Origin of the sequence: Arcicella lustrica, assembly GCF_034930985.1 — a bacterium.
Lineage (GTDB): Bacteria > Bacteroidota > Bacteroidia > Cytophagales > Spirosomataceae > Arcicella > Arcicella lustrica.
Map to the genome: position 1 here is coordinate 14561 of NZ_JAYGIM010000027.1, position 14135 is coordinate 28695.

The 14135-nt window shown below is 34.6% G+C and carries 8 protein-coding genes; all 8 read left to right on the top strand.

The features are described from left to right. Positions 1-15 precede the first annotated feature (15 nt). Positions 16-930: a helix-turn-helix domain-containing protein gene (locus VB798_RS24205; protein WP_323689818.1), complete on the top strand. Its 915-nt coding sequence runs from the start codon at positions 16-18 to the stop codon at positions 928-930. A gap of 5 nt (positions 931-935) precedes the next feature. Next, a complete protein-coding gene (locus VB798_RS24210; RefSeq protein ID WP_323689819.1) occupies positions 936-1259 on the top strand; it encodes a DNA-3-methyladenine glycosylase I in 324 nt (107 codons plus the stop codon). A gap of 194 nt (positions 1260-1453) precedes the next feature. After that, positions 1454-2650 carry a helix-turn-helix domain-containing protein gene (locus tag VB798_RS24215; protein ID WP_323689820.1) on the top strand — a complete coding sequence of 399 codons (1197 nt, stop codon included), beginning with the start codon at positions 1454-1456 and terminating at the stop codon, positions 2648-2650. Between the two features lie 78 nt (positions 2651-2728). Beyond that, on the top strand, positions 2729-4363 hold the full coding sequence (locus tag VB798_RS24220) for a serine hydrolase domain-containing protein (RefSeq protein ID WP_323689821.1): 1635 nt from the start codon (positions 2729-2731) through the stop codon (positions 4361-4363). A 517-nt stretch (positions 4364-4880) separates the two neighbouring features. After that, positions 4881-5417, top strand: a complete 537-nt coding sequence (locus VB798_RS24225) for a GNAT family N-acetyltransferase (RefSeq protein ID WP_323689822.1) — start codon at positions 4881-4883, stop codon at positions 5415-5417. Positions 5418-5643: 226 nt separating this feature from the next. Then, positions 5644-9171 (top strand): hybrid sensor histidine kinase/response regulator transcription factor, encoded by a 3528-nt coding sequence (locus VB798_RS24230; protein ID WP_323689823.1) that lies wholly within the window; start codon positions 5644-5646, stop codon positions 9169-9171. A 114-nt stretch (positions 9172-9285) separates the two neighbouring features. Next, on the top strand, positions 9286-11883 hold the full coding sequence (locus VB798_RS24235; RefSeq protein ID WP_323689824.1) for a glycosyl hydrolase 115 family protein: 2598 nt from the start codon (positions 9286-9288) through the stop codon (positions 11881-11883). Positions 11884-11888: 5 nt separating this feature from the next. Next, positions 11889-14135: glycoside hydrolase family 2 protein (locus VB798_RS24240; RefSeq protein ID WP_323689825.1), on the top strand; the 2247-nt coding region annotated here is incomplete at its 3' end.

Below are 14135 nucleotides of genomic sequence, written 5' to 3' on the forward strand. Positions count from 1 at the left end.
ACTTAAACAATACAAATGAAACAAATTGATAGTGTCGCAAAATTTGATTCACTTTCTGAATTAAATAAAGTATTAGGTTTGCCCAAACCTTTACATCCATTGGTTAGTATGGTTAATTATGCCGACATGACAACCCCTTTTGACGAACAACCGAGGGCATTTTTATTGAATTTTTACAAAATATCTTACAAGCTAAATTTACAAGGTAAAATAGGCTATGGTCAAAACTATTATGATTTCAATGAAGGCCGCATGGCTTTTATTGCACCCAATCAAATATTAGCAAGAGGTGAAATGGATAGAGACCTTTCGGGTTATACACTCCTTTTTCATCCAGACCTTATCCTAAATTATCCCTTGGCTTCAAAAATTAGAAACTATTCTTTTTTCTTATATACCGCAAATGAGGCTCTATACTTATCTGACAAAGAAAAGCAGATTGTCTTTCAGATTTTTGATAACATACGTGAAGAATTGAATGGCTCAATTGATGATAGCACGCAAGATGTATTGGTTTCTCAAATAGAGTTATTGCTTAATTACAGCAATCGTTTTTATAAACGCCAATTTATTACAAGAAAGGCAGTAAATAATGATTTGTTAACGAAAATGGAAAGCATTTTGAATGCTTATTTTAAGCAAAAGGAAACCACTAACAGCGGGCTACCAACAGTAGAGTTTATAGCAGAAAAATTAAATGTATCACCTCGATATTTGAGTGACATGTTACGTTCATTGACTGGTCAGAATACCCAACAACATATTCATAATAAATTGATTGAAGTGGCAAAAGAATATTTGGTAGTTTCAGAGTTGTCTGTCTCTGAAATTGCTTTTCAATTAGGATTTGAGCATTCTCAATCTTTCAGCAAGTTATTTAAGAAAAGAACAAACATGACTCCATTGGCATTTAAACAATCATTTAATTAAGTATCATGAGCTATTGCAGTTATATCGAATTCTTATCAGGAGAAAAGAAAGAGTTACATAAGAATTATCACGACAATCATTACGGATTTCCAATACATGACGATGACGAGCTATTTGGAAGATTAATTTTAGAAATTAACCAAGCTGGTTTGAGTTGGGAAACGATTTTGAAAAAAGAAGCTTCTTTCAGAAAAGCCTACAAAAATTTTAGTATCTCACAAATTGCAGCGTTTGATAATGTTGATATAGAGTGTCTTTTAGCTCAAACTAGTCGTAGGTTGTTTCCTACGACTCAAAATGTTAAAGAGCGTCACGCTGATACATTCTAATCTATTCAATAAGCCCTTTTGAGCGTTAGGCTCTTCCTTGTTTTAGGTCAGATTGAACATTAGGAACTTTAATATACATTTGTACTAATGCTGAGCAGAAGGAATTCTATTTCCCCACCTGCCAAAAGCCTTGAACGTTGTGTGCCATACGAATGAAACATCGAAGAATTAAATAACTTAATAAAACAGACAGAATGCTTTTTTCTTTTAGTTTAAAAAGTTCGATTTTACTCATTTTCTTTTTTCATGGAATTGTCTTTTCCACGTTGTTACTTGTTAAAGGCTTACAAACTGAAAATAAATCAAATCTTTTGCTCAGTTTATTTATTTTACTATGTGCATTTTATATTGCACCATTCATGTTTGGATATGCAGGATGGTATTCCAAGCAGCATTATAGAGATTTCCTCTTTTACGTTCCATTTCAACAGCTATTTTTATTACCGCCAGTTTTGTATTTCTATATCAAAACCTTGCTTGACAAATCATTTCAATTTTCTACGAAAGATTATATTCATTTTCTACCGGCTACAATCTATCTGATTTATTCCTTTATAATTTTCATAGTCGACAAGGTCATTTTGAATGAATACTATTTTTATAGTGATGGTAAAGACAAAGATTTTTCATTTTGGTATCAAGTAGCAGGTTTGTTTTCTTTAGTTTTTTATTTGATTAGAAGCCTAAGAACATACAATAGCTATAGAATAATGACTTATAATAGCGTGAGTTTTGCTGAGTCGGTTATGTTTAAGTGGGCAAAACGCTTTCTTACAGCATTTTTGATGCTTATTATTATTCGCATATTATTTTTTATGATTAACCCAGAGTGGGATGAATTTGGGAAAAAGTTTTGGTATTATGTAAGCTTTTCAGTCCTTTTCTATTACGTTTCAATAAGCGGTTATACAAATTCAATATTATCAGCAACATCTTTTAAAGATTTCACCATAAATCCCAATGCTGATTTAAAATTGGAAGCAGACAATATATCTGAAACAGAATTCATCAATAATACAAAGGAAGAAAAAAATAAAGTTCAGGATTTAGACATGTGGAAAGAAAAAATAGAAACGCTGATGTGCAATGACAAAATGTATGAAAACCCACAGCTTGTAATATCAGACATAAGCAGCAAATTAGGGACTCATTCAAAAAAAGTATCACAAGTCATAAATCAAGGATTCAATATGAACTTTAATGACTTTATCAATCACTATAGAATCACATACTTTCTTCAAAAAATTCAGGGAGGTGAACACAACATCCAAACTTTTCTCAGTATTGCATTTGAATGTGGTTTTAATTCTAAATCCACATTCAATAGAGCTTTTAAAAGAGCTACTTCACTAAATCCAAAAGAATATATTGAAAAATATTACAAAAAATAAGTGTCAAATCAGGATTTAAAGCGACTTGTGAGTTTAAGAATATCATTTTTGTCATTTCAAAATCAAAATTTCAAAAAAATGAGAATATTACTTCTAAACTTTCTTCTTATTGCAAGCTTTACTTCAAATGGTCAATCGCAAATCGCTTTAACACCAAAACAAATCGAACTTCTTGACGGCATTGCGACACAGGACGTACCAAAAAATGCACCTGGAATTGCAACAGCCATAATTCAAGATGGAAAAGTGATTTATGAAAAGTATGCGGGTTTTGCAGACTTAAAAGATAGCACTCTAATCAAAAAATCTACTCGTTTCAATATCGCTTCAAACGGCAAACAATTTACTGCATTGGCGATTTTGACCTTAGTGGATAAAAAGAAACTTAAACTTTCAGACGATATTAGAAAGTGGTTTCCAAAATTATACCCAAACGTAAAAGAGAAAATCACTATTCAAAATTTGTTAAATCACTCAAGTGGTATAAGAGATTGCTATGATTTATGGTCATTACAAGGTTATACTTGGTGGGAGAAATCGTTTAACAACAACGATGTATTGAACTTAATAGAGAAACAAACTGATTTGAATTTCAAACCAGACACGAAATATTTATACAGTAATACAAACTATATTTTGTTGGCATTACTTGTAGAAAAAGTAACGAAGAAAACCTTTGTGGAATATACAATTGAGATGTTTCACCAACTAAATATGCCAAATACTTCCTTTGAAAGTGACTACACGAAAATAACTGGACAAATAGCAAGAGCTTATTTCAATTTTGACACTTGGACAACATATAATTGGATTTGGAATGTGGTTGGTGACGGTAACATTTTCTCAACCCTAGAGGACCAAATTCAATGGGAAAAATTAGTGCAAGGAAAAGGCAATTCAGCTTTTGGTATTAAAATTATTGCACAAAGTCAAAAGTTAATTGAAGGCTCAAAATTCTCAAACTATGGTTACGGACTTGAATTTGGTAAATACAAAGATTTATCTTATCGTTTTCACGAAGGTGCGACTGGTGCTTGGAAAGCAACTGCAATTAGGTTTCACCAAAACAATATTTCTATTGTAACATTAACAAACACAGGGAAGTCAATCCCATACAACCAAACAAGACAAATGGCGGATGTCATTTTCGACTTGAAATCAGAAGACACATATTTAGTAACTAAACCAACAAGAATAGGTAAATATATTAGTGAGGATGAAATACAGGGAACTTATTTAACTGAAAGTGATTTTGCATTCACATTTGAGAAAATCGACAACAAGATATTTTTAAAAAGAGTAGGCAGAAACGATGTTGAATTAAAGCGAGAAGCTGACAACATTTTTCACCAAAAGTTTGATCCAGCATTTAAGCAAGAATTTACAGAGAATTCAAAAGGAGAAATGCAAGTAACAGCATACTATGTTAACCATTCGCCTTATAGTTTAACCAAAGTAAATCGAATTGAAGATAGTTACGATTTCAAAACTATAAATGGTGATTATGTAAACTCAGAAACAAACACAACGCTAAATATAAATTATCTTGACGGTATGAATTATGAAATTACTTTCCAAAATAACCACAAGACAAAGGGATTACTGGTTTCAACTAACAAAATGCTTGTTGACTTTTATAGTTTAGAAATACAAAATGGAGAATTGTTCCTAAACGGAGAAAGAATGAAAAAAGTGAAATATGTACGAAAATGAGAAGGACGGCATACAACAACTAAGCCTTCGTGGTGGCTGCAAGCCAAACCATGAAGGAATGAGGGACTTAACTTGGGGTAGCGGTCGGCTTCGGTGGTTTCTTTTATGGAGTTGTCGTTCGACTTGAAGATTTTGGAAGAGCAGGTTTTTGCCTGCTCTTTTTGTTTTTTAGGGCTTCAGATATTCCTATTTTGTCACCCTAAAAATAGTTTGTAATTTATACAGAGATAGAACTTTGAGAAGCAAAAGCTTGACTAGCCGTCCGCCCAGGTTTAGTTCAACATGGGTTTTGGTTTTATGCAAGTTGGGCAGACGGAATAACAATGAGTATTTGTAATGCTGTTCATTTTTGTTTGGGCTTGACGTACATTGCTGAACTTTAGTTCTTAACTTCAACTTTATATTTTTAATCAGTAACGGTTCCGGGCGGACGGAATACCATTTCCCAACCAGCACAAAGCTCTGCCCGTTTTGTGTCAGCTTGAAGGACCAACCACATATACAGGAAATTTAAAAAATGAAAATTTTTATAGAAACCGAAAGATTGGTAATAAGAGAAATTTTGCCAACTGACGAAAACGGACTTTTTGAGTTGGACAGCAATCCAAATGTTCATACATATTTAGGAAATAAACCAGCCCAAAACAATGAACAAATTAGAGAAGTAATAAAAAATATTAGACAACAATATTTAGACAACGGAATTGGAAGATGGGCAATCATTGACAAGAATACAAATGATTTTATAGGTTGGACAGGTTTGAAATTTGTAACGGAAACGACAAACAAGCAGATAAATTTTTATGATTTAGGCTATAGACTGATTGAAAAATATTGGGGTAAAGGAATTGCGACTGAAACAACAAAAGCAACCTTGGAATATGCTTTTAACAAATTAAACTTGACAGAAATTTATGGAATGTGTGACGTGGGAAACATTGCTTCAAAGAATGTTTTAGAAAAAACAGGTTTAAAATTTATTGAAACATTTGACCTTGACGGAATTGAGCATAATTGGTTTAAAATTACAAAAGACGAATGGACAAAAATGTAAGGAGCCGAACGGAATAGCTAAGTATTAGTGGTGGCTGAAAGCTTTACTACAGTAACGTAAACTATTTTATTATATAAAATACCTAATCGTAATTTTACACGATTAATGAATCACTATGCGATTTTATTTTAAACTTATTCTTGTTCTAACTATTACTCAAATTCAGAGTATTTCATACCCCTATGCTCAAAAAATACATTTCAGTTATCTGACGACCAAAGATGGCTTGTCTCAAAATAGAGTACGAACAATCATAAAAGATAAATATGGTTTTATGTGGTTTGGTACTTGGAATGGGCTTTGTCGTTACGATGGCTATAGTTTTAAGGTATATAAAAATATTCCAAACGATAATCATTCTATTGCTAGCAACCGCATTCATTATCTTTATAAAGACACTAATGGCGATTTATGGATAGAAACCTTTCGTTCTGTCATTTGTCGGTATCAATATGAAACCGATAATTTTATTCGTTTTAAACCTGCTCAATTGCCCAAAGCGATTCGAGATTCCGTTAATCGTCAACAAAATCTGGCTAAAATCAATAGTCTTGCTACAGAACTTCAACAAAAAATTGGATTATTTGAACTTTCTCAGACAAAAGAAAATATCGTTTTTAAGGTAAATCCTAATAACGAAGGCGGTATCAATGATAACAATGTCAATTGTGTTTATAAAGACAATGAAGGGATTCTTTGGTTAGGAACTACTACAGGAGGAGTAAATAAAGCTGAACTTAATGCAAAGCCTTTTCACACACATACGCTCGAAACTGATTTGCATTCAACTGCTCAAACATCGGTACGTGCTATTCTGGCAGATTCATCGGGTATTTGGTTGGGTACACAAGACAAAGGTGTGGTATTTTTTGATAGAAAAACTTATACAAGGAAAACTGTAACAGGACTAGTTTCTGGTAAAAATGTTCGGGCTTTGCTCAAAGATAGTCGTGGTGATTTGTGGATAGGAAGTAGAACCAGATTAGATAAATATAACCCACGAACAAAGAAAACTACAAGCTATTTTCAGCAAAATGGAGCAGCCTTTACAAGATTTTTTGCAATTGCCGAAGACCTATTAGACCAATCCATTTGGTTGGCTACTATCAATGGTATTCTGAGATACGACCCCAAAACTAATACCTTTCAAAAACAGAAATTAAATCATTCTTTTAGTAGTTCTGGTGCGGGCTGTTTGTTTTTTGATTCCAAAAAAAATTTATGGATTGGCTCTGAATATGCGGGATTAATTAAGGTAAAAAGGAATTTACGGACTCGTCAAATTGCTGAAATACAGATTTATAATAGTGAAGGAGTAAACCCAAAGCTACCCGATAATCGAGTCTATGGCATAACAGAAGATGAAAAAGGGAATATCTGGGCCGGAACAGCCAACGGATTAGCAAAAATTGATAGCAAAAACCACATTACTCTTTTCGGTCAACAACAAGGACTTGCAGATACTTATATTGCAAAAGTACAAGCTGACCAACAGGGTTTTATATGGATTGGACATAAGCTGGGTTTATCTCGCCTCAACATTGCATCGGGAATTATCCGAAATTATACTATTAAAGAAAATACTCCAAGATTTGAATTTACCGATGCAACTGGTTGTAGAGATAATAAAAATGGTGAGTTATTTTTTGGAAGTACAGAAGGTTTTGTCAGTTTTTTGCCAACAGAAATTTCTGATAATACACAACTCCCAAAAGTTTATTTTACAGGTTTAGAAGTCCAAAACAAAGCGGTGTTACAAGGAGAGAAAGTAAATGAAAGAGTATTATTGACTTTGCCGATTGCCCTTACAAAACAACTAAGGTTTATTCATGATGACCATTCATTTTCTATTGAGTTTGCTGCTTTACAATACATTGCCCCAGACCGTTGCCAATATGCTTACAAATTGGAAGGTATTGATGCTGATTGGGTAGTTTCTGATGCACGTAAACGAGTAGCCAGTTATTCAAATTTGCCTGATGGCAAGTATCGACTTTTGGTAAAAGCTTCTAATAGCGATGGTATTTGGAATCCAGAACCAGCCACACTCGAAATCATCGTTTTACCTCCTTGGTGGCATACTTGGTGGGCTTATGGTGTTTATGCTCTACTTTTTATCTTCTTGATTTACGGTATTTACCGAATTGTCCAAACTCGTCAGGCGTATCATCAAAAAATATTTGAAGCTAAAATACAAGCCGAAAAAGCCATTGAAATGGACGAACTAAAATCTCGTTTTTTTACCAATATTTCGCATGAATTTAGAACGCCTTTGTCCTTAATCATCGACCCATTAGATTACTTAATGTCCGGAAAAAATCTTGCTGGCAAAGAAAAAACGTATTATCAAATTATACATCGCAATGCAAGTAGGTTGTTACAGTTGATAAATGAATTATTAGCATTTAGAAAACTGGAATCGGGAACACGTCAATTAGCTATCCAACATCAAGATATAGTGTTGTTTATCCGACAACTTTTATCTGCCTTTGAACTTCGTGCAGAAAAAAGACAAATAAAGCTACATTTTGAAAGCGAAAAAGAATCTCTATTCATGGGCTTCGATGCTGAAGTACTTAGTACGATACTGTATAACCTTGTCTCAAATGCGTTGAAATTTAGCGGTGAAAAAGGAGAAATTTGGATTACGCTACACGCCCAATCACCTCAAATGAATGACGTAAGTATTTCTGTAAAAGACAATGGTTCGGGTATTCCTGCCAACATGATTGATAGAGTTTTTGACCCTTTTGTTCAAGCCGATAATCATGCACAAAAATCATCGGAAGGGACAGGGCTTGGTTTAGCTTTGACCAAAGAATTAGTGGAATTACACCAAGGAAATATTAGCGTAAGTAGCGAGCCATTTATAGCAACTTGTTTTACGTTTACACTAAAAGGTTTTGATGAAAATACTGTCCAAGAGTTTTCTCAGATAGCCGAATACAGTAATGATAAGATAGAAACGATAGCTTTAGAAGAGACTCAAAACACATCATCAGAAGTTGTATTGCTGGTAGAAGACAACTATGATATTCGTACTTATTTGAAAAGTATTTTGCAAAATACCTATCAGGTTTATGAAGCCAGCAATGGAGTAGAAGGTTTTGAAAAAGCCAAAGAAATAGTGCCAGATATTATTATTACCGACGTAATGATGCCACAAGAAAGTGGTATCGAACTGTGCGGGAAAATAAAAAATGATGAACGTACCAGTCATATTCCTGTGATTGTTTTGACAGCCAGACAATCGCAAGAAAGTCAAATAGAAAGTTATGACATCGGTGCGGATGCCTTTATCCCTAAACCTTTTAGCTCAGAATTACTCCAAAGTCGTATTCAAAATCTATTGAATTCACGCAAAAAGCTAAGAGAACTGTTTGGATTATCTACGGGTTTTGACCACAAAATAATTGGGACTAATGCTACCGATAAGCTCTTTGTTACCAAAGTTTATCACTTAATAGAAAGTAATTTACTGGATACTAATTTAAACGTTGAATGGTTGGCTGACCAATTGTCGCTGAGTAGAACACAACTTTATCGAAAAATTAAAGCATTGACCAATCAATCAGTTCATGATTTCATCACTACCATTCGATTAAAAAAGGCTTCAGAATATTTGCAAGAAAATCATACAGTTGCTGAAATCTCCTACATGGTTGGTTACTCCGACCCAACTACTTTTAGCAGAGCCTTTCAAAAACAATTTGGGCAGACACCTAAAAAGTATAGTCAAAACAGTAAGCAATAGTTTATTAATTGCCTTTACGTATCAAATTGCCAGTTTTTTGGCACAAAACGCCGATTATTTTCATGAGGACTAAATTAATTTCGTTGTCTAAACAATTTAATTTTAGTCCTAACAATGAACAATCTCAAACGATTATTTTTCATTCCAAATTATTGCTCAAAAGCTATTATTAGGAATATTTTATTGTTAATAGTGTGGCTTTGCCCCTACATATTATTCGCTCAGAAAACACTTTCTATTGTTTCTAAAGTCCAAATAGGGGCATTTCCAATTGTAAGCAAAGCTACTGCTACAAGTATTTTGGTAGAAGAAAGCAATGCCGAAGTTGTTGGAATCACTGCTGAAGCAGTTTCTTCAGATATTTTTCGAATTACTGGAGTAAAACCAAGTATCATCCATGATTTAAAAACAGCTCCGCAATATCTTATTATTGCTGGTACTTTGGGTGCTTCAGCGGTAATAAATCAATTAGTAACATCGAAGAAAATAGACCTTAGTGCTATTCAAAACAAGTGGGAGTCTTTTAAGATTGTTACCATAAATAATCCTTTCCCAAATGTAAAGCAGGCTTTGGTTATTGTTGGAAGCGACCGAAGAGGAACAGCTTATGGACTATTTGAAATCTCTCGCATGGCCGGTGTTTCACCTTGGACGTGGTGGGCAGATGTAAACCCAATACCAAGAAAAGAACTTTTTGCTTTATCTGGAAATATCACGGTTGGTGAACCTTCTGTAAAATACAGAGGTATTTTTATCAATGATGAAGATTGGGGTTTGAATGCTTGGGCAAAAAGAAAAATGGACACTACTATCAAAGATATTGGGCCTAATACTTACAGCCATGTTTTTGAATTGTTGCTACGCCTTCGTGCCAATATGATTTGGCCAGCCATGCACGATAATACCAAGGCTTTTTGGTATTACAAAGAAAACCCCAAAGTGGCAGATAAATATGGTATCGTGATTGGTTCTACTCACTGCGATATGATGTTGAGAAGTAACACTTTTGAATGGGGAAAAAACTACGAGCAGGAGTACTCAGAAAAACCCAACGAATACCGTTACGATAAAAATAAAGCCCAAATATATCGGTATTGGGAAGACCGTGTAAAAGAAGCCAAAAATTACGAAACCATTTATACAATCGGTATGCGTGGGGTTCGTGATGGTTCGATTGTAGGACCTACAACTAAAGAAGGCAAAATCCAATTACTTGATGTTATTTTCAAAGATGAACGAGAAATTTTTGAACGAAATTTAGGAGGTATCCTGAACGTACCTCAAATTTTTTGTCCTTATAAAGAAGTATTAGACTTATATCGAGCAGGATTAAAAGTCCCCGAAGACGCCACATTAATCTGGACAGATGATAATTTTGGCTATATCCGACAACTTTCTAATCCAGAAGAACAAAAACGCAGTGGAGCAAGTGGCGTTTATTATCATTTATCCTATTTAGGCGGTCCGCATGACTACTTGTGGCTCACAACTACTTCACCTTCACTTATTTCTTATGAGATGGCCAAAGCATATCAGTTTGGAGCAAACAGACTTTGGGTATTGAATGTTGGCGATATTAAGCCATCAGAAATGGAAACACAATTCTTCTTAGATATGGCTTGGGATGTAAAAAAATGGAATCCTGGAAATGCGTGGAAATATGCCGAATATTGGGCAGGTGAAACTTTTGGGAAAGCATTAGCACCTGAAATAGCCAATATCAAAAACCGATATTTACAATTAGCTCAAAATGGCAAACCAGAGCACCTCGGTATTTTACAATTTGATGATGCTTCCAAGCAAGAAAGAATCTTAGCATACGATGCCTTAATCGACCAAGTGGAGAGGCTCAAGAAAAAGATACAACCTTATCAAAAAGATGCTTTTTTTGAATTGATTGAATATCCTGTAAAAGGAGCCGGATTGATGAATCGTAAAATATTTTACGCTGAAATGAGTCGCCAAGTGGCAACAATCGACAAAAAACTTGCCATAGCATATTCTCGAAAAGCAGAAGATGCGTTTAAGCAAATCAAGTCGCTTACTAAATATTATAATACTGGTATTCAACAAGGAAAATGGGATCATATTATTACTTATTTTCCTAGAAATCTATCAGTTTATGGAATGCCAACAGTAGGAACTCCAGAGGTTTTAGATAGTACTTCTACTATTCAGAAAGTATATGACCGTCGATATTTGGATACCACACCAATTAAAGCTGCTACAAAAGCCAATGCGGCTACAAAATACGCCACCGATTTTCAAACTAAACATGAAATAGTCAACGAACAAATTATTGCTATCAACGGACTTGGATTAGGAGGAAAAAGTATTACTCGTTATCCTTTCAATGGTAATTCTTTCAAAGAAACAGCGATTGACAATGCTCCTTATGTAGAGTATAACCTTTCGCTAAAACAAGGAACATACAATTTATCCATTAAATGTTTGCCTACTCATGCCATTCATGCTGGAAGAAGTTTACTTTTAGGTGTCACCATTAATCAAGAAAAACCAACTTTTATTGACTTTAATCATCCAAAAGAAGACAAAAAGTGGTCTGCCAATGTACTACGTGGTTATACCGAATCAAGTATTTCTCTAAAAATTGAACAAGCTGGAAAAACAACCGTACGTATTTATCTTATGGATACAGGTCTGGCACTGAGTAGATTAGATGTTGAACCACTAGAAAACGATAAACCATAACAAGTATGAAACTATTAAATAAAGTGCTAATTATTACGATTTTGAGCTTGATAAGCCTCTATCTTCAAGCACAATCGACTGCAAAATCAGCAATTCAATACCTTTCTGGTACAGATGTTACTCATCCAAAAACATGGCAATTCCAAGTTAGTGGCGGACGTAAAGCGGGCATTTGGTCAACCATTCAAGTACCGAGCCATTGGGAACAGCAAGGCTTTGGTACATACAACTATGGTAGAGATGATGTAACCTTCGGGAAGTTGTTCAAATATGCCGACGAACAAGGTTTTTATAAAACAGCATTCACTGTTCCTGAATCATGGAAAAATAAAGAAATCTGGATTGTTTTTGAAGGTTCTATGACCGATACTGAAGTGAAAGTCAACGGTACTTTAGCTGGGAAGGTTCATCAAGGAGCATTTTATCGTTTTAAATACAATATTTCAGAGAAATTAAAATACGGTAAAAACAATCTTTTGGAAGTAAAAGTAAGTAAAATGTCTGCCGAAAAAACTATCAATAATGCCGAACGTCTTGCAGATTTTTGGATTTTTGGAGGGATTTTTCGCCCTGTTTATTTAGAAGCTAAACCCAAAGAGAACATTGATTGGATGTCGATTGATGGAAAGGCAAATGGCAATTTTAACCTTAAAGTACACCTTAATAATAAATTAGGTGGAAGAGAAATTGTTGCTCAAATTCTGGATAAAAAAGGGAATACCATTGGCACAACAAAAGCACAAACAACGGCAGGAGATTCGACAATTTTGTTAAAAACAAATATCCAGTCGCCTGCTTTATGGACAGCCGAAACGCCTAATCTTTATCGAGTAAAAGTTCAATTAAAAAAAGGTAATGAGCTTTTTTACGAAACCACAGAATCATTTGGTTTCAGGACTATCGAAGTGAGAAAACACGATGGAATTTACCTCAATGGCGTCAAAATCAAAATGAAAGGCGTTAATCGTCATGTTTTTTGGCCAGAGTACGGGCGTGCAACTTTTCCAGAAGGCGATTTGACCGATGTCAAATTAATCAAAGAAATGAACATGAATGCTGTAAGATGTTCACATTATCCGCCTGATGCAAACTTTCTTCGTCTCTGCGATTCATTGGGGCTTTATGTCATTGATGAACTAACAGGTTGGCAAAAAGCTTATAACACTAAAGCAGGAGAGCCATTAGCCAAGGAAATGGTGATGCGAGATACCAATCATCCATCCATCATTTTTTGGAGTAACGGCAACGAAGGCGGGCATAACAAGGATTTAGATGATGATTTTGGCAATTATGATATATCTCAACGAACCGTTATTCATGCACATCATAAACCAGATAATGCTTTTAACGGAATAGATTGTAATCATTACGAAAACTATTACAGTACCCAAAAGCTTTTGGCAGATACCAATATCTATATGCCAACCGAGTTTTTACACGCCATGCACGATGGTGGTGGAGCAGCGGCCTTGGCAGATTTCTGGGAATTGCATTGGAATGCCAAAAAAGGAGCTGGGGGCTTTATTTGGAATTTAGCCGATGAAGGAATTATGAGAACTGACCACAACAATACAATCGACATCAACGGCATTAATGCCCCTGACGGAGTAGTGGGACCACATCGAGAAAAAGAAGGAAGTGCCTATGCTATTCGTGAGATTTATTCACCTGTAAAAATAACGATGAAAGAATTGTCTAGTGATTTCAATGGTGAAATTCCCGTAGAAAATCGTTATCATTTTACTAACCTTAATCAATGTGTTTTCCGTTGGGAACTGGTTAATTTTAATGCAAGGAGTAATTCTCAAACAGGCTATTCTATTGCTCAAACGGGGGATGTCATCTCTCCTAATATAAAACCAACTGACAAAGGAGTATTAAAAATAAGCCTTCCAGCCGATTGGAAAGGCTTTGAAGTACTGGTACTTATCGCTTATGATACAGATAAAAAGGAAATATATCGTTGGGTTTGGAAGATAAAATCTAATACAGAACTTATCAAAAACTTATTAAATACACCTTACAATCAGTCTGCTACAACTACAGAAACAGATACTTTGATTACCTTGAAAGCCAATGGAATTGCTGTCAGTTTTAGTAAGAATACAGGGAAGCTAGTTCGTTTATCGAATGATAACAGTGCAAAATTATCATTCAATAATGGACCTGTTTTAGTGAGGGGGCAAGCAGATTTCACAAGTATAAAACATTATCAAGAAGATAATAACCAAGTAGTAGAAGTCTCTTATAAC